The sequence below is a fragment of the Flocculibacter collagenilyticus genome (genome assembly GCF_016469335.1).
GTDB classification, from domain to species: Bacteria; Pseudomonadota; Gammaproteobacteria; order Enterobacterales; family Alteromonadaceae; genus Flocculibacter; species Flocculibacter collagenilyticus.
In genome coordinates, this window is the sequence record NZ_CP059888.1 from 186490 (window position 1) to 204734 (window position 18245).

Below are 18245 nucleotides of genomic sequence, written 5' to 3' on the forward strand. Positions count from 1 at the left end.
ATAATGCATGCACTGGAAATGTTAGAAGATGTAAAAGTAATCGCACAAAAAGCAGGGCATGCCATATTAGAAATTTATCAGCACAAAGATTATGAACAATTTTCAAAAGATGATAATAGCCCAGTAACGACGGCTGATTATGCCTCTAATGATGTGTTAATGACGGAGCTTGAAGAGCTTTATCCAGATATTCCAATTATTTCAGAAGAAACCGCTCATGTGTCTTTGAATGCCAGAAAAAACTGGCAACGCTATTGGCTGCTTGATCCAATGGATGGTACTCAAGAGTTTATTTCACGCAGTGGTGACTTTGCCGTGTGTATTGCATTAGTTGAGAACGGCTGGCCTGTTATGGGCATTATTTATTGGCCAATAAAAGACAGCTTTTATTACGCTGTTGCAGGGCATGGAGCCTATAAACAGACTGATAAAGGCATAACCCGTTTAGCTGTTGCGCACCGCCAACCTGATGAGCCAATTCGTTTTGCAGTTAGCCGAGTGCAAAAACTCACTACGTTAACGCAGTACCTTAAAAGTGAACGTCCCACTGAGTTTATTAAGCTAGGTAGCTGCTCGCTAAAAAGCTGTTTTGTTGCAGAGGGGAAAGCAGATTGCTATTTACGCGTAGGGCCTACCGGAGAGTGGGACACCGGAGCGCCGCATGTAATAGTAGAAGAGGCGGGCGGGCGTATCTTAGATAGCGAATTTAACGGACTGAGTTATAACCAAAGAGAAACCTTTGATAATCCAGACTTTATGGTGCTGGGTGAGCAGTCAATCGGCTGGCGCGACATTATTAAACCGCACCGAACCGAGCGAGATATTTAATGGCAAAGCATTTAGCCTAAGTTATACATGTTTACCGCGTTGCCATGGTGTATTACTTAAATGCTGGTTACCAGCATCAATTGCGCCTTGTTCCATAGTCGTCGCCATCGAATCATTCCAACGGTTTAGATAGCCAAATAAAGATATTACACCCAATATCTCTACAATCTCACCTTCATCCCAGTGCGCATTCATATTTTGCTGAACAGTTTCATCAACGGCATTTGGTACAGAAGACGCCGCAAGTGCAAACTCGAATGCAGCTTTTTCTGCATCGCTATATAAGTCGCTAGTTCGAAATTCCCAGATATTTGCTAACCGCTCTGGTGAGCTCCCATATCGCTCAGCGGCCAAAATGGTATGCGCTTGGCAGTAATTACACCCTGTATTCGCACTGGTTAAATAGCCAATTAAACGTTTTTGCTCACTAGTCACGCGGCCTTCGTTTTTCATCACGGCTTTATTTAGGTTAATAAATGCAGTGGCAATGTCAGGCCTACGCTGCATGGTAAGTACACTATTTGGACAGAAACCCAGCGTTTCATTAAAGAAAGTAGCTAGTTCGGCAACGTCGGGTGAGTGATTTTCTGTAAGGGGTGAGATAAGTGGCATAATTATCCTTGTTATTATTTTATATTACACGTATGTAGTACTGCCTATTTTTACCACAGTATCAGGCAACGCGCCTATAGGCCATTTTTTGTACCTGAAAGGTACCAAAATATAAAAACACAGCTATATTATTCATTTGGTTAGCTAATGAATTTGCGTAATGAATATTGCAGGTTTTTTCAAAATTGCGTTGTTTGGGCTAGCAGTTTCAGCTGTAAGTGGTGTGGCTGTTGCTCAACAAAAGCTGTCATTAAATAGTGTTAAAAAAGCCCCGTCTGTAAGGGTGATTACAGAGCATTTACCACCCTATCAAGTTGGGGAGCGAGAGCGCTTAGTGGGTGGCATCGTGGCCAATAAGGTACAGAATGCGTTAAGCCAAGTGGGAATTAATGTACGAATTGAAGTATTACCGTGGGCAAGAGCATATCAATTAGCCAAAACACGCCCTAATACACTTTTATTTTCTGTTGTTAAAACGGATGCAAGAGAAAAGCATTTTATTTGGCTGGGTAAAATTTTCACTACCACCACGTATCTCGCCACCTATAAAAACAAGGTAGCGGTTGCCGATGAACTTAAATCATTACAACAACACACAATTTCGGTTAAGCGTGATGATATGTCGTTGCCGAATATTTGATATCGCAAGGCTTTGAATACGGTAAACACTTAGTGGAAATTGTGTCATCCGACACAACATTGAATATGCTAGAAAAAGGGCGAGTAGATTTAGCTCCTCTGAATCCTCAACTGCTTACTTTTCATTGTCAAACAACAGGTTGTGATGTTAACGACTTTACGTTTGTTTATGCACTTGAGTCAATGAATGAAGATTTTTATTTAGTGGCGAGCATCGGGACTGATTTAGCATTAATTGAAAAACTGAAAAGTGTGTTTGAAAATGGCGTGTTAAAGCTAGATATTGCACGTCGATTAACGACAATGTTTTAGCAACATGATTATTCTTGTTAGTTAACGGGTTACCTCTTTAATAACTTCAAGTTGATGGAAAGTTCTGTTTAAAAAATAGTCAAAACGGGTTCCCAAGCCATGCATTGATAGGTATAATTCCGCCCCCTGTGAATATTGGGGCGATATTTTGCTGCGATTTATGTGTAAAAGCGCCCAATTGTTCACCGTTTAACTCATTGCTGTAACGTCTAAGGTTTTTCATGTCTATTCAAGCTGAACGTCATCTTTTTTCATATCCTAAATATTGGGCTGAATGCTACGATACTGCGCCATTTCTACCTATGAGCCGACAAGAAATGGACGAGTTAGGCTGGGATAGTTGCGACATTATTATTGTGACTGGTGATGCTTATGTTGATCATCCTAGTTTTGGTATGGCCGTTATCGGCAGAATGTTAGAGGCGCAAGGATTTCGGGTAGGCATTATTGCGCAGCCCGACTGGACGAGTAAAGACGCATTCATGGAGCTTGGGCGACCGAATTTATTTTTTGGGATAACGGCCGGCAACATGGATTCCATGATCAACCGTTATACCTCTGACCGGAAATTGCGTCATGATGATGCGTATACACCAAATGATGAAGGGGGAAAACGTCCGGATCGTGCCGTTACGGTTTACACACAGCGCTGTAAAGAAGCTTATAAAGACGTTCCAACCATAATTGGTGGCATAGAAGCCAGCTTACGCCGTATTGCACATTACGATTATTGGTCTGATAAAGTGCGTCGTTCAGTATTATTTGATTCAAAAGCAGACATTTTGGTATACGGCAACGCTGAGCGTCCACTCGTTGAAATTGCTCACCGTATTGCGCAGGGCGAAGACGCTAAAACAATGCATGACATACGTGGCACTGCGGTTATTCGAAAAGAACCATTACCGGGCTGGAGCGGTATTGACTCCAGAATGGTCGACGAATTAGGCAAAATTGACCCGATTACTAACCCATACGAGTATAACGAAACCGTTAAAAAAGATGAGGATAAAGGTGGTGTTGTTCAATTTGGACCACAGGACGTAAAAGCCAAACCAATTCAAATTCAGCCTGCCCGAAAAAAGCGCCCGTGGCACGAAACTTACGTGATGTTACCGCCGTATGAAAAAGTAACTAATGATAAAGTACACTACGCCCATGCTTCGCGTATTTTACACCAAGAAACGAACCCGGGGTGTGCGCGTGCATTAATGCAAAAGCACGGGGATCGATTTGTTTGGGCTAATCCACCTGCGGCACCGTTAGATGAATCAGAAATGGATGCGGTGTTTGGTTTACCTTATCAGCGCATTCCTCACCCTGAGTATGGCGATGCCAAAATTCCTGCATACGACATGATCAAGTTTTCAGTCAACATTATGCGAGGGTGCTACGGTGGCTGTTCTTTCTGCTCAATTACCGAGCATGAAGGCCGTATCATTCAAAGTCGTAGTCATGAGTCGATAATTAATGAAATAGAAGAAATTCGCGACAAAGTGCCGGGCTTTACAGGTGTGATCTCAGACTTAGGTGGCCCTACTGCAAATATGTATAAGTTGCGCTGTACTAAGCCAAAAGCAGAAGAAAGTTGTCGTCGTGCGTCTTGTGTATATCCAACAATCTGTGAACTAATGGATACAGATCATACCCCAACCATCGACTTATACCGTAAAGCGCGGGATGTAGACGGCGTTAAAAAAGTTTTAATTGCGTCGGGCGTGCGTTATGACTTGGCTGTAGAAGATCCGCGCTACGTAAAAGAACTTGCCAAACATCATGTTGGTGGCTATTTAAAAATTGCGCCAGAACATACCGAAGAAGGGCCGTTATCAAAAATGATGAAGCCAGGTATGGGAAGCTATTACCGCTTTAAACAGTTGTTTGATCAATATTCAAAAGAAGCGGGTAAAGAACAGTATTTAATTCCGTATTTTATTTCTGCGCATCCGGGGACTACCGATCAAGATATGGTTAATATGGCGCTATGGCTAAAAGAGAATAAGTTTAAGTTAGATCAAGTACAAAACTTCTATCCTTCACCAATGGCAAATGCAACGACTATTTACCATACCGAAATTAACTCATTAAAGAATATTCATAAAAAGAATGAGTCTGTGGCCGTACCTAAAGGTGAGCGCCAGCGTCGTCTGCATAAAGCAATTTTACGTTACCATGATCCTGCTGGCTGGCCAATGATACGTGAAGCACTGAAGAAAATGGGACTCGCTAAATTAATTGGCCGTGGCCCTCAGCACTTAGTGCCGCCAGAAACACGTGACGAAAAAATCAAAGGCAAACGTGATAGCTTCCGTAAAAATGCAGGGTTAAAGCCTGCTTTAACGAAGCACACGGGGTTGAATCCATTGAAAAAAGTAGCAGGTGGTAAGAACAAAAGATCCGTTAAGCGTTAATACGCTAATTAATCTTCATTACTATTGAACTTAATTTTATCCGAATGTTCTCAGTGTTAGCTTTAATATTGAGCATTCGGGCAAATTGCCCTCAATCCATCATAGTAAAAATAACAATAGCAGGGTGATGTAATGATGATGAGTTATCGTAAGTTAATCGATTTTGTTTTTTATTTAACGTTGACGCTAGGATTAAGTTTGAGCGCAACTTCTCCTCTATTCGCTAGTGTTGATGGCAGAGAAATTGAGTATGAAGAGCTCAACACACTGATCGATTTTGGCAAAAACAAAACAACTTCCCCGTATATGACGATGCGCGCCAGCCTCACCATTAAAGATGACACACTCACACTTGCTGATGTCGAGCTATGGATTTTAGAGAACGGCAAGCCACTGCAGCAAATTCCAATCGCTAAAGATGGTACTATCGATTTGCCGTTGTTTGATAAAGAACGGGTGAAGCAGATTACGCTTAGTATTAATCAACCGAAAGGTGCAGTAGCACTAGGGCTTGCAGCAGGCTTTAAGGCCCCTGAACAGTCAACCGTGAAATATCAGTCGCTGTTTTCAGCACTGGACGACACTAATTTATTTATGAAAGAAATGTCTGGCATGGCCTCGTGGCTAATGCCAAGTATGGATGATTTACTATTTACGTTTGACCAGCCTGCAACGATTGAAATTGTAACGAAAAATAAAACCTACCGTTATCAAACCAATGATGAATTACAAATTGATATCACTAGAAAAGCCAACTTAATGAAAGAAAACCCCGATGTGATATTCAGTGTACAACCCACTTCAATTAGTCCTGAAAATTAGGGCGAATTGAAGTGTTATGCGTTCAAATTTAGATTTTTTCTTTTAGCGCGGTTAATACAGTGTCGCTAACAAACTGAGAAACATCACCGTGATGAATAGCCACCTCTTTAACAATCGTTGAAGAAATAAACGAATTTTCTTCAGCTGGGGTTAGAAATACACTTTCAAGATTTGGGTTTAATCGGCGGTTCATATTAGCCAGTTGAAATTCATACTCAAAGTCAGACACGGCACGTAATCCCCTGACCAAGATATTGGCTTGTTGATCTTTGGCAAACTGCGCTAATAGCCCAGAAAAGCCGACTACTTTCACATTAGGTAAATGGCTAAGGGTTTGCTCTGCAAGTGCGACGCGTTCATCTAAGGTAAACATCGGTTTTTTGCTGGAATTAATGGCAACCGCCACGATGACTTCGTCAAACATGGTCGCGGCTCGTTCAACTAAATCGGTGTGACCATTAGTAATGGGATCAAAAGTGCCAGGGTATATTGCTCGGTTATTCATAAATTACGTCTTAAGTAGGTTATCTAATTACCCAGAATTATGACGTAATTCTATAACACCGCAATGGTTTTGGTTATAATCGGCGCTTTTGCGCATTTTATTAGGATATAAATTAGGTACTATGTATAAACGATGGATGTGTTTTGTGCTGGCATTATTTACAGCACCTTCGATGGCGGCTGGTGTTTCTCCCTACTTGCCATTAAAAATGGCGCCAGAATTCGAGCACCTAGTCGAGCGTTTATTAGCGAAAACGGATAAAGCCGATGTAATGGTGAAGCCGTATAAAGCGGTGGATATATTACGGTTATTACCACAAGTACAGACCTCTGATCCCGTTCTTTATCAACAAATTAATGGATACTTAAAGCGTTTTAAGAAAAAAGCAGGCAAAACGCACTCTAAAGTACAGCTTTCTTTAACGTCGAGAGAAAAAACGTTAGCAAACCAGCGTGGGCAAAACACAGAAAACTGGCTACAAATAGAAGGCCAAGCGTTTTATGAAGTAAATCCGTACTTGCGCTTTTCGGGGGGCGGCATTTTAAATGACGAAAATGCGATACCAACCAATACTATGATGTCGTTTGGCTATCATTATGCGCAAGTTGATATTGGCTACCGTGAGCATTGGTATTCTCCTTTTAATAATGGCGCAATGTTAATTAGTTCTCATGCTGAACCAACGCCTACAATTACCATCAGCAACTACGAACCGTTTACCGATTTTCGTGTTCGTTACGAAATGTTCCTTTCTAAAATGGATGAACAAGCAGCAATTAAGTTAGGTGAACAATCAACCCCTGGTAAGCCTTATTTAGCTGGCATGCATCTGAGCTTTGCACTGACTGATAACTTCACAATAGGATTAAATCGCTTAATGCAGTTTGGTGGTGGATTACGCAGTGTGGGCGCTAAAGATGTGTGGCAAGCGTTTTTTGATCCGGTTAATAAAGACAATGCACAATCTGGCACCGATGACTTTGACGATCCAAATTACGAGTTTGGTGACCAAATGGCGTCCATCACAGCGAAGTATAACTTCTCTATATTTGATTTTCCGGTCAGTATTTACGGTGAATATGGTGGGGAAGATTCAGCTCATCATAAGAACTATCGGTTGGGAAACTTAACCCAGTCTGTGGGTATTTTCTTACCGGATGTTGGCGACGATCACAGCCTTAGATTTGAAGTAAACGATTGGCACGACCAATGGTATGTACACCACTTATATAGCGAAGGAAATAGTGTTGATGGCCATGTTATCGGTCACTGGGGCGGCGATGAGCGTGTTTTTGGTAAGGCTGATGGCGCTACGGTATATCAGTTAGATTGGAACTGGCGTTATTCTAGTGAGAAAACATTAGCGACTCAATTTAAACGTATTACCAACGACACACAGTTTGTGGCTGACTATGTACCTGGTTATGAAATAAAAACGCGTTACTCGCAGTTTATTAATAACTCATTTTGGGGCGCAGAGTTATATATGGGTAGAACCGTGTTTGACAAAAACTTTGTGCGAATCAGTGCTTTCTATAATTGGTAATACCTGTATTTTATTGGTGTTATTGGTGTTATTGGTGTTATTGGTGTTATTGGTGTTATTGGTGTTATTGGATTTGGATTCTTGGACTGGGATTCTTGGATTAGTATTCTTGGATTAGTACTCTTTGGTTGGTTTTGCTTAATGAAATTACAAGAGATTAAAACAGTATGACGCTGCCAACGAAGCAATACGCTACTATTTTAGTTGTGATGCCGAAGTATATTGGTGATGCAATAATGGCAACACCCGCGTTACGCTTGCTTGAACAGTTACATCCAAATGCGGTGATTACTTTGTTTTGTCGAAATAACGCGGTATACGAGCTATTTACCCATCACTCTTGTTACCAAGTGGTGCTTGACGAGTGTGTAAATGGCAAACAGCATCTGCGTCAGTCTCGCCAACAAATTCAGCAAATTTCACCTGATGTCGCCTATTTATTTAGAAATAATTTTTTTGATGCACTGCTATTAAAATTAGCAGGCGTGCCTCGTATTATTGGTTATCAACACGATGGACGTGGATGGCTACTTGATTATAAAGAAAAGATTGATCGTGTACGTCATTACATCAATCATTATGCGCATCTTGTCAATGCAAGCCATCAATTTCCATTTAAGCGATTACCTGATACTCACCTACAAGCCAATGCTGATACATTTAAACAAGACTGTATACAAGTTGCCGTATATGCCGGTAGCAAGCAAAAAGGGACGCGCTGCTTTCCAACTTCGTCACTTGTTAACTTGATTGCTGGGCTGTATGAGCAGTGTGACAAGTTTTCACAAAAAGTGCTGTTTACATTGATTGGTGCAAAGGATGAGCAAGATTATGCAGCGCAAATAGCTGAACAACTGCAGCATCAAGCGATAACGGTTGTTAATCAAGCAGGGCAAACGACAGTTTCAGAATTAGTCGACTTGATCGCCGCGCAAAACTTACTCATCACGATTGATTCCTCACCCATGCATATTGCTGCCGCATTAAAAGTGAATTCTTTAGTGCTCGTTAATCATGGAACCAGTCCGTGGAGTGTTGTCGCACCTAAGGTTGCAACTACGTTGGCAGTACTACCGCTAGGCAATATGATAGAAAATGAAGACCAAAGCCACGACTTGGACATGGCCCATGCGTTAAGCTTGTCGTGCCAATTACTTAATATCAGTGAGCAAGGCTTGGCTGAGCAGAATAAGCAGGATGAAGGTAGCAGCCCGCTAGAGAACTATGTAGAGACTACTCAAGAGAAACTAGAATGACACAGATCAGTAAATTGCCCATTAGTGTATTTATTGTTGCGCAAGATGAAGAGGCGCACATCGAAAAAGTGTTACAAAGCGTGCAATGTATGGATGAAGTTATCCTTGTCGACTCGGGTAGTACGGATCGTACCTTAGAGATTGCCAAAAAGTACGACGTAAAAATTTATCATCATGCATGGCAAGGGTATGCGAAACAAAAGCAGTACGCCATGTCGTTATGTAGTAATGAGTGGGTACTTAATCTAGATGGCGATGAAGTGTTAAACCCCTCAATTATTGCCCGGTTTAAGCAAATAATAGAGAACGATGAGTGTGACAGTGTGCGTTTTTGGCGGAATGATTGGTTTATTGGTCAACGTTTATCGCGTTTTACTAAACGACCTAATAATCATCGCCTGTATAAAAAGTCGAAGTCCCGTTTTGACGAAACCAACTTAGCGCATGAAAGCGCGATTGTTGATGGCAAAGAGTTGTTTATTAATGAAGAATTTGATCATTTCGGTTACAGCACTGTAGAAGTCATTACCCAGAAAAATAACCAATACTCCACACTAAAAGCGCAAGAGAAGTTTAATAAAAGCAAACGATATTCAACCTTAAAGCTATTGCTGATTTTCCCTATTACGTTTCTTCAGAAATACCTTATTCATGGTCAATGCTTTTCAGGTCGACGTGGGTTTATTCTTGCGGTGATGGCTTCTTATTACGCATTTATGAAAGAAGCGAAGCTGTATCAGTTATGGCAAAGCGAAAAGAAGTCGCTCAATTGCGGCGATAAGATGTAACTTTAGCTATTCTGCGTTAGAATTAAAACTCTATTTTATGCGCCCGCATTTCTAAATAATGTGCTGTAGTTGTAGGTCAAATAATGAAAACGAAAGATAAGATAATTGAAGCCAGTATCACGTTGTTTAACCAATTAGGTGAACCCAACGTGACAACTAACCATATTGCAGCACATTTAAATATTAGCCCGGGCAATTTGTATTATCACTTTCGTAATAAAGACGACATTATACGCTCAATTTTTAAGCTGTATGCACGCCATATGGAAACCCAGTTTGAGCCGGTGGCTGACAAAGCTCATATTTTGGATAACCTAAAAAAATACATGGATGCCGTGTTTGAATTAATGGGACGTTTTAGTTTTTTTTACGATAATTTACCCGTTATTTTGGCGCGCAGCCCCGCATTAAAAACCGACTACTTAAAAGTCCAAGAGCAAGTGTTAGTAAAAGTAGAGTCATTAGTGAATGGCTTAAAAAATGCTAATATTATCAATATTGAAGATGATGATGTTACGCATTTCTCACATAACGTAAAGCAGACGGTGAGCTTTTGGATAAGCTACTTTAAAACGCAGTCTGACAATCCACAAGTTGGCCAACAAGAATTATATCAAGGCGTAACCCGCGTATTATTATTATTTAAACCTCATTTTAATCTTGAATATCGTTATGCGTACGACGAACTTGAAGCACATTATCGCACTATGGCCGCTGAAAAATAAGGAACAACTATGCAAGTATTAACTGACAGCTTTCAACGCAATTTAACTCAACATAAAGCGGTATTTGAACAGCTTGAGCAACATCAAGCGCAATTATTAGAATTGGTTCAACAATGTAAAAAAGCGTTAGATAGCGGCGGTAAGTTACTATTTTTAGGCAATGGTGGTAGTGCCGCAGATAGTCAACATTTAGCGGCAGAATTTGTGGTACGCTTTAAAAAAGAGCGTAATGCTTTAGCTGCAATTGCGTTAACCACAGACAGCTCAATTTTAACCGCCAACTCAAATGACTATTCGTTCGATACCGTGTTTTCTCGCCAAGTAGAAGCCTTATGCCGTGAAAATGATGTTGTTATTGGTTTAACTACATCAGGACAAAGCCCGAATGTAAATTTAGCACTGCAAGCTGCCAATGATCTTGGCGCCTTTAGCGTGGCATTTACGGGTAAAGACGGTGGCAAAGTAAAAGATATTGCCGCGTTATCAATTATTATCCAGTCAGACGAAACGGCCCGCATTCAAGAAGCACATATGTTTTTTGGCCACTGGCTGTGCGAAGCTATTGATCTATTACACGAATAATTTATCTAAACCAGCCATATACCAAGTGAGTCCTTAATGCAGTTATCAGCGTTTAAACAATTATCAAAAAATAACATACTCGTGGTTGGTGATGTGATGCTAGACCGTTACTGGCACGGTGATTCGCAACGCATTTCACCTGAAGCGCCAGTTCCAGTGGTTAAAATATCGGCGTTAGAAGATAAAGTAGGTGGCGCAGCAAACGTTGCAAGAAATATCGCTCATTTAGACTCTCAAGTTACACTATTAGGCATTGTTGGTGACGATGAAAATGGGGAGCAATTAGCTAAATTACTCGAAACTGAAAATATTGATGCCCGCTTAATTCAACAGCAACAGCAGCCGACGATTGCGAAGCTTCGTGTCATTAGTCGCCATCAACAAGTAGTTAGATTGGACTTTGAACAAAGCTTCTCTGCGGATAACGCCAACAAATTAGAAACTGCATTTAATGCGATTGTTGATGAATATGACGTGATCATATTTTCTGATTACAACAAAGGTTCACTGCAAAATGTAACCAATATGATTGCAACTGCACGACAGCATGGTAAAACCGTGTTAGTTGACCCGAAAGCGAAAGACTTAAGCGTGTATGCAGGTGCGACAGTGATCACGCCAAACAAACACGAGTTTGTGTTGGCTGGTGGCGATACTGATACCGAGCAGTCAATTGCAGACAGCGCACGTAAGATCATGCAGGCACATAATATTGACGCGATTTTGTTAACGCGTTCAGAGCAAGGCATGTCAGTACTTAGTGCGACGGAAAAAGTCGACATGCCAGCGCAAGTACTGGAAGTGTCAGACGTCACTGGCGCGGGAGATACTGTTATAGCAACGCTTGCCGTTATGATGGGCGCTGGTATGCCATTGGCAGATGCGGCAAAAGTCGCTAATTTAGCGGCTGGTATTGTTGTTGGTAAACTAGGTGCAGCTACTGTTAAACCTGAAGAGCTATTCGCGAAAGTGAACCAGCATTTATTTAAAGGTGCTGCAGAACATTATCAAACACCTTACGAAGACGTATTTAAGCACATTGAATTAGCACGCATGAGCGGTGAAAAGATTGTATTCACTAATGGCTGCTTTGATATTTTACATGCTGGCCATGTACGCTATTTAGAGCAAGCTAAAGCGCTCGGTCATCGCTTAGTCGTGGGGTTAAATAATGACGCTTCAATTTCACGCTTAAAAGGCGAGTCGCGCCCTGTTAACCCATTAGCACAACGCGCAACGATATTAACCGCATTAGCTTCGGTAGATTGGGTGATCCCTTTTGGTGAAGAAGGTGACGACACACCACTGGAGTTGATTAAACGCGTAATGCCAGATATTTTGGTAAAAGGTGGCGATTACGAGGCGGAAAACATTGTTGGTGCCAAAGAAGTGTGGCATAACGGTGGTGAAGTTATCGTATTAGAGTTTGTTGAAGGTTGCTCAACCACTAATATCATTAAAAAAATTCAGCAAAATAAATAATTCATTTAATTGACAGGGTAGGGCTTGTGTATGTGGACTCGTTTAATGTACTCAATGACTTTTTACGCTTCCCTCCCTTTGATTTTTCTTTACTTCTTATGGCGAGGGATCAAGTCGCCTGATTACCGTGAAGGCTTTTCACAACGTTTAGGTCGTTACCAGCCACTTAACATCACTAAGCCAGTAATCCACTGCCATTGTGCATCATTAGGCGAAGTAAAAGCAGCCTTACCGCTTATCAAGCAACTGTTAAAGTCTCATTCGCATTATCAAATGGTGGTGACTACAACAACGCCTACCGGTGCCGCTGAGCTTAAAAAGCAACTTGGCAACGCCATCATTCATCTTTACGCTCCGCTTGATACCCTTGGAGCATCCAAGCGATTTTGTAACGCAGTTAAACCAACAATTAGTTTGATGGTAGAAGTGGAGCTATGGCCGAACTGGCTACACACCTTAAAGCAGCATGGCGCTAAGCTGTTGTTAATTAATGGCCGCTTATCACTTAATTCCTTTAATAAATATAAAAAGAATAAACGTTTAATGTTGCCGGTAATTCGTTGCTTTGACCGCATGATGATGCAATATCCGTTAGATGCGAAACGTTATATCGCATTAGGGGCGGATCAAGATAAAGTCACAGTGGCAGGCAATATCAAATTTGATTTAAGCGTTCCTGCAAAGCAAATGCGCCAAGGGCAAGTAATTAAACAAACCCTAAAAAACAGACCCGTATGGATAGCAGCCAGCACTCATCCAAATGAACACGAACTAGCGCTCGCTATTCATAAAAAAGTGCTCAAAACTTTACCCAAAGCCCTGCTTATTTTAACGCCTCGTCATCCAGAGCAGTTTACGGTAGCACGACAGCATATTGAAAAAAGTGGATTTAAATATTTGCAGCGCAGTGCGATGCAACCTGAAGTAGCTGAGCAAATAGATGAAACAGAGTTAAGTCATCAATCAGTAACAGAAGAATTATCAGAAAATCAAACTGCTACAGAAGGCGTGTTATTAGATGAACACAGCGACTTGGCTACTAATGGTGATGATATATTACCAAACACCGATGAACCGACCGATGAACCGCTTGCGGAACCCTCAGATCAAAGCATTAACGAAAGCGAGCCAGTAAATATTCCTATTACCACCAATGTTTTATTGGGCGACACCATGGGCGAAATGTTTACGTTAATGCGCTGCGCAGACGTGGCGTTTGTTGGTGGCAGTTGGGCGAAAAAGGGAGGTCATAACCCACTTGAGCCCGCCGCCTTGGGTGTACCAGTGATGATGGGACCTCATATAGACAATATTAAAGATATTGCAAAAGACCTAGTTCAACATAAAGCGATGCGTCAATTCGCTAACCCTGAACAAGCTTACCAAATTTTAATGACATGGCTACAGCAGCCTAAGAAACATAGAATGTCGTCTCAGGCGTGCATTAATATCATGTCTGCCAGCAAAGGCGGTCTCGCCAACAACTACCATGCTGTGTTGGCGCACTTGAAGTAGCCTTAAGGCTTCAATTTTCCGACTGCTTGGCCTCTGTCTTTAAACATTAAGCGTTCGATATTAATTAAGGTATCTACACCTTCGTCGCCTTCGATGGCTTCGACAGTGACGACACCGTTTTCAATACTAATAGAGTACTTGTCGAAATTGAGTTTATACACGGCTGTGTCATTGCCTGGGCCGCCATCAATTTTATCGTTACCGGCAGAGCCCATGATCACATCATCGCTAGCACTACCTGTAATTTCGTCGCTACCTGCACCGCCATCAATTAGCTCTATATTTTTAAGCTGAGTATTACTAAAGTCGTATACCTGTTTATTATTCTGGCCTTGGATAATGTCGTAGCCTTCGCCACCGTCTATCGCTTCAACTTCTTGTACAATGGTGAGGCCAATAAAATTATCTTCTTTATTACCAATAATTTGATCGAAACCTGGGCCACCTTCTACGTGATCATATTTATCGTTATCACCCAAATATTTGATAATATCGTCGCCTTCACCCCCTTTTATGCTATCTTCATGCTCGCCGCCAACAATCACGTCATCCCCGGAAGAGCCGGTAATGATGTCGGCCCCACCTTTACCATAAATGGTAAACCCTTCAGTTCGTAGTCTGAGATCATAATTATCACGATAATCTGAGCCAACAATTGTTCCGTTTGGTAGTACATCAATCGTGATAGTGCTGCTGTGTTTCGCTTGCAGGTTATCTTCAATCTCATAAGTAATCTCATCAGTACCGATAAAGCTTTCAGGTGCGGTGTAAATAAACTTATCGTTTTGCATTTCGATACGGCCACTCATTGGGTTATTAACCGCTATCACAGTTAACTGCCTTCTTTCTGGATCGTAGTCATTTTCTAAGATCTGATTAAAAGTAATTTCTAGTGGAGACGTTTCAAAAACTTCAAATACATCTGGACTCGCTACAGGTGCTTTATTTGGAGGAAGCACGTTGACTGTTAGAGTCGCTTCAGAGCGATTTCCTTTATTGTCTTCAATAATATATTTAACACTGGCTTCACCCATAAACTCAAACTCAGGTGAAAAGTCTACAGTGCCATCAGGTGAGAATGTGGCCGAGCCATTTTTCATTTCAATCAAGTCAATAAGCGTTAATGGATCACCCTGAAGGTCTGAGTCGTTTTCGAGAACATTGATTGAAATATCGATGTTTACTTCCGTGTCTTTTGAGTCATTCACGGCAATTGGTGCTTCTGGCAGGGTTGTGTCTAGTGTTGCCCCATACTCTGGCATTGACTCGTTAAGCTCCAGCGCTCCTATATCTGGACTCGCACCACTATAATTAAATGCGATTTGAGGCACCCGCTTTCCTTTATCGACTAAATTAGAATTTTCTGAGATTTGCAAAGGCGTAGCAAGAGGATCTCGATACTCATTAAATGTCCCTGTTTTAATGTTCGGTTGGTAGTTTTTGAATACGGTTTCAGCGTTGACTTTAATGTCATTATTACCTAACGGCGTGTTGTCTTTCCATTCTTGAAAGCTTTTGGCAAACACTGAACCAGTCTTTAATTTAAATGAGAACTTGCCGTCGGCACTCCATGCATTATTATCAAAGTCAACGAGCGAGTGGGTGGATGAGTTCAGTAAAATATAGTCTGTTCGTGTTTCATCACTGACAAACAAGTTATTGTTAAGGTTAAGTAGTTTGATGTCACCCGATGCATTTTTCCAAGCATAACCGCCACCCCGTTCAATGTTCGAAAACCATTTTACAACGGTGTTATTAACTATATACATACCGCTTGGTCCGTCTTGTTCCGGTTTAATTTTAAACGGTCCTCTCGCAGGGTTAAGGATAATATTTTTAAATGCGTACGCTGGTCCGCCCCATACAGGCTGGAAGCTTAACGCATTTGCGCTGTTAGCAATCATATTGTGATGTGCAGCTACGTTTCTGAGCGTAAAGTCGAATTCAATACCGTCATCACCTCCCCATTTAATAAGATTGTGATGCATATTGATGACATAGTTAGCAATGTTGGTATTCCAATGCAAGCCAAGTGAATCACCGAAGCCTGATAGTGTGTTGTGAGCCACTTCAATACTGTTACCAGTCACAACGATACCTTCCATATCCCACGTTTCAGAACTAACATTGCCAAATAGGTTGCTTCCCTCTAAAACGTTGTGCGCAATATACAAATTTCGCTGGCCTAATTTAGCGCTTATACCAACCAAATTATTAAAGATATAATTGCTGTAAATACTGACGCCAGTTGTGTTTGCATCAAACTTTATTGCAGTCTTTGCATTAGTAACGGAAACACTTGATATATGAATGTGATCAGCCATTAAGCGAAAACCGTAATGATTTCCTTGTGCATCAATAACGGTGGCCGCAGCACCTGTACCTACAATTTTGATAGGCTCTGATTTGGTTCCGCTTTTTTTAATTTCAAATGTTCCTTGGTAGATACCAGGCAGTAACCGTATTGTTAGGCCTGGCTTAGCATTACCGAGTGCGCTATTAAGTTCAGACGGGCTGGACACAGTAACAATGTCACCTCCTAAATTCGCCTCTGGCGTATTGGCAGTGGTAAATGATGCAGTTGTTTGTGAATAGCCGACTACGCCATCAGGATCATTCAAGTTTAATTCAACCGCATATTGCGTGCCGGGCTCTAGCCCAGTAATGATGGTGGAAAAGCCTTCACCAGAAATTCCGTTATTATTTTTAGTATTCCTTACAAATTCAGGTCTCATTCTATGTAACTGAGGGCCTGCACTCCAATTTGCATCAACGGTGCGCTTATAACGTAAAGAAACGGTTGAGTTATAGTTTCTATCGCTTGGTTCAATAGGCAAGAAAAAGGCGGCAGCTGTTTGTGTTACACCGTCATTCTGTAGTGGCAATGGTCTTAATTTTTTCGCACTGTCTGTAGAGCCTGATGGTTTCCACGCCCACATACCATCAGTGCCTTGACCATCACCGCCATTTTGCAGCCCAACAAAAATATCGTTCTTTTTAACATACACAAATTTTTCGAATACTTTACCAACACCATGGCCACTCAAAGATGGGCGCTCTGGGCTGTCATCGTTCCAAATTACATCGTACTGCTTAGTGTTTGGATCCCATGTGATAATTTGTGGGCCACCATTCCAAATATAAAACTTACCATCCACAGGTCTGTAATTGTATGATGCTTGGCGATAATCAAGCTCGAAATTAAGCTCTTCAAGAGAGGGGTGGTCAGTGACTTTTGTTGCTGAAACAGTTGGGCTTTCAGCCGTTCCGCCAAAAGTGATTTTATAAATACTTTTTTGGTGAGCGCTATAAATGGCGCCTGTTTCTGGGTGCATAAATACACTGCCGACGCCAGACGCGTTTAAGCCATCAACCCTGCCTAAGTACTGTACAGTACCGTTGTAATCATACAAAAAGCCTCTGAATCCCTCATTAATGGCATGCTCTAATAGAAATACCTTTTGCATACTAGGCACATTGATACATTTAGGGTAATTAGGGTTTGCAAATGCAGGTAATTTTCTCCAGGTTTTAGTTTCGATAGAGAACTCCCACATCGCAGCGTCTTCAGGTGTGTGAGAAGGCGTGCCGTCGCCACCATAACCATGCCTGGATGCTACCCAAATGGATTGGGTATCACGATTCCAAATAAAGCAGTCATGGGTATGAGAAGAAATAGGTGAACTTTCAGGAACGTAAACCGTTTTTCCTTGTACTTGTGAATGAGGCTCAGGCTTGGTTAGTGGTGCAGGCTCGGTGACTCTCGCCCAAGTCAATGTATTTAAATCATAACTGTAGATTTCATTCCCGCCGTAATCAGAGTGACCTCCGCCAAAGAAATACATGATATTTTTGTCCGGATCATATGCTGCGGTTGTCCACGCTCTAAACACAGCGTCTGGACCAATTCCCCCCCAGAAATCATAACTGTTGGTTTCAGATATGATTTGATCATGCTCGGCTCTAGAAATAGCGACATCAGCAAATGTATTTTCACTGTCAAGTTTTGTCCACCCTGGATTAGTAAGAGAAGAAATTGAAAGCAAAGAAGCAAAAAGGATATTCATAATGTACTCGCGCTTATGAGCAAGGCAAAGCCCTGACATTGAAGAATGTGGATTACTAAATTATAGCTAATAAAAGATAAAATGATAAAAGTGGTGGCGAAAGAACTGTATTTTGTAGCAATAAGGTATGCAATTAAGTGCTATCAGCTATTTTATGC

The 18245-nt window shown here is 41.5% G+C and carries 15 protein-coding genes; 12 read left to right on the forward strand and 3 right to left on the reverse strand.

Going from position 1 to position 18245, the window contains the following annotated elements; all coding sequences use genetic code 11:
• The first annotated feature begins 3 nt into the window (after positions 1 to 3).
• The gene (gene cysQ, locus HUU81_RS00875) at positions 4 to 828 is read left to right on the forward strand and encodes a 3'(2'),5'-bisphosphate nucleotidase CysQ (RefSeq protein ID WP_199610368.1); all 825 of its coding nucleotides are present in this window, start codon (positions 4 to 6) and stop codon (positions 826 to 828) included.
• Between the two features lie 21 nt (positions 829 to 849).
• Here the strand turns inward: cysQ and HUU81_RS00880 are convergent, their stop codons facing one another.
• Positions 850 to 1440, reverse strand: a complete 591-nt coding sequence (locus HUU81_RS00880; protein WP_199610369.1) for a carboxymuconolactone decarboxylase family protein — start codon at positions 1438 to 1440, stop codon at positions 850 to 852.
• A gap of 160 nt (positions 1441 to 1600) precedes the next feature.
• On the opposite strand from HUU81_RS00880, the gene HUU81_RS00885 reads away from it, so the two are divergent.
• From HUU81_RS00885 to HUU81_RS00900, 4 genes are all read left to right on the forward strand, one after another.
• Positions 1601 to 2080 carry a type 2 periplasmic-binding domain-containing protein gene (locus tag HUU81_RS00885; protein WP_199610370.1) on the forward strand — a complete coding sequence of 160 codons (480 nt, stop codon included), beginning with the start codon at positions 1601 to 1603 and terminating at the stop codon, positions 2078 to 2080.
• Positions 2077 to 2391, forward strand: a complete 315-nt coding sequence (locus HUU81_RS00890; RefSeq protein WP_199610371.1) for a hypothetical protein — start codon at positions 2077 to 2079, stop codon at positions 2389 to 2391. Before HUU81_RS00885 ends, HUU81_RS00890 begins: the two co-directional genes overlap by 4 nt.
• Before the next feature lie 221 nt (positions 2392 to 2612).
• Positions 2613 to 4799 carry a YgiQ family radical SAM protein gene (locus HUU81_RS00895; RefSeq protein WP_199610372.1) on the forward strand — a complete coding sequence of 729 codons (2187 nt, stop codon included), beginning with the start codon at positions 2613 to 2615 and terminating at the stop codon, positions 4797 to 4799.
• A gap of 132 nt (positions 4800 to 4931) precedes the next feature.
• Positions 4932 to 5621: a DUF2987 domain-containing protein gene (locus HUU81_RS00900; RefSeq protein WP_199610373.1), complete on the forward strand. Its 690-nt coding sequence runs from the start codon at positions 4932 to 4934 to the stop codon at positions 5619 to 5621.
• Between the two features lie 28 nt (positions 5622 to 5649).
• On the opposite strand, the gene coaD is transcribed toward HUU81_RS00900, so the two are convergent.
• Complete coding sequence (gene coaD / locus HUU81_RS00905; protein ID WP_199610374.1) at positions 5650 to 6126, reverse strand: pantetheine-phosphate adenylyltransferase; 477 nt, start codon at positions 6124 to 6126, stop codon at positions 5650 to 5652.
• 145 nt (positions 6127 to 6271) lie between these two features.
• On the opposite strand from coaD, the gene HUU81_RS00910 reads away from it, so the two are divergent.
• The 7 genes from HUU81_RS00910 to HUU81_RS00940 all read left to right on the forward strand — a co-directional run bounded on the left by HUU81_RS00910 (position 6272) and on the right by HUU81_RS00940 (position 14020).
• Positions 6272 to 7672 (forward strand): capsule assembly Wzi family protein, encoded by a 1401-nt coding sequence (locus tag HUU81_RS00910; protein WP_199610375.1) that lies wholly within the window; start codon positions 6272 to 6274, stop codon positions 7670 to 7672.
• Positions 7673 to 7839: 167 nt separating this feature from the next.
• Entirely contained in the window at positions 7840 to 8928 is a 1089-nt protein-coding gene (locus HUU81_RS00915) for a glycosyltransferase family 9 protein (RefSeq protein WP_199610377.1), read from the forward strand.
• Entirely contained in the window at positions 8925 to 9716 is a 792-nt protein-coding gene (locus HUU81_RS00920) for a glycosyltransferase family 2 protein (protein WP_199610378.1), read from the forward strand. The genes HUU81_RS00915 and HUU81_RS00920 overlap by 4 nt, the downstream gene beginning before the upstream one ends.
• Before the next feature lie 83 nt (positions 9717 to 9799).
• The gene (locus HUU81_RS00925; RefSeq protein ID WP_199610379.1) at positions 9800 to 10441 is read left to right on the forward strand and encodes a TetR/AcrR family transcriptional regulator; all 642 of its coding nucleotides are present in this window, start codon (positions 9800 to 9802) and stop codon (positions 10439 to 10441) included.
• A gap of 9 nt (positions 10442 to 10450) precedes the next feature.
• Positions 10451 to 11023, forward strand: coding sequence for a D-sedoheptulose 7-phosphate isomerase (locus tag HUU81_RS00930; RefSeq protein ID WP_199610380.1), 573 nt, complete (start codon positions 10451 to 10453; stop codon positions 11021 to 11023).
• A 36-nt stretch (positions 11024 to 11059) separates the two neighbouring features.
• Positions 11060 to 12505 carry a bifunctional D-glycero-beta-D-manno-heptose-7-phosphate kinase/D-glycero-beta-D-manno-heptose 1-phosphate adenylyltransferase HldE gene (hldE, locus tag HUU81_RS00935; RefSeq protein WP_199610381.1) on the forward strand — a complete coding sequence of 482 codons (1446 nt, stop codon included), beginning with the start codon at positions 11060 to 11062 and terminating at the stop codon, positions 12503 to 12505.
• A gap of 30 nt (positions 12506 to 12535) precedes the next feature.
• Positions 12536 to 14020, forward strand: coding sequence for a 3-deoxy-D-manno-octulosonic acid transferase (locus HUU81_RS00940; RefSeq protein ID WP_199610382.1), 1485 nt, complete (start codon positions 12536 to 12538; stop codon positions 14018 to 14020).
• Positions 14021 to 14022: 2 nt separating this feature from the next.
• On the opposite strand, the gene HUU81_RS00945 is transcribed toward HUU81_RS00940, so the two are convergent.
• Positions 14023 to 18087, reverse strand: a complete 4065-nt coding sequence (locus tag HUU81_RS00945; RefSeq protein WP_199610384.1) for an Ig-like domain-containing protein — start codon at positions 18085 to 18087, stop codon at positions 14023 to 14025.
• Positions 18088 to 18245 lie beyond the last annotated feature (158 nt).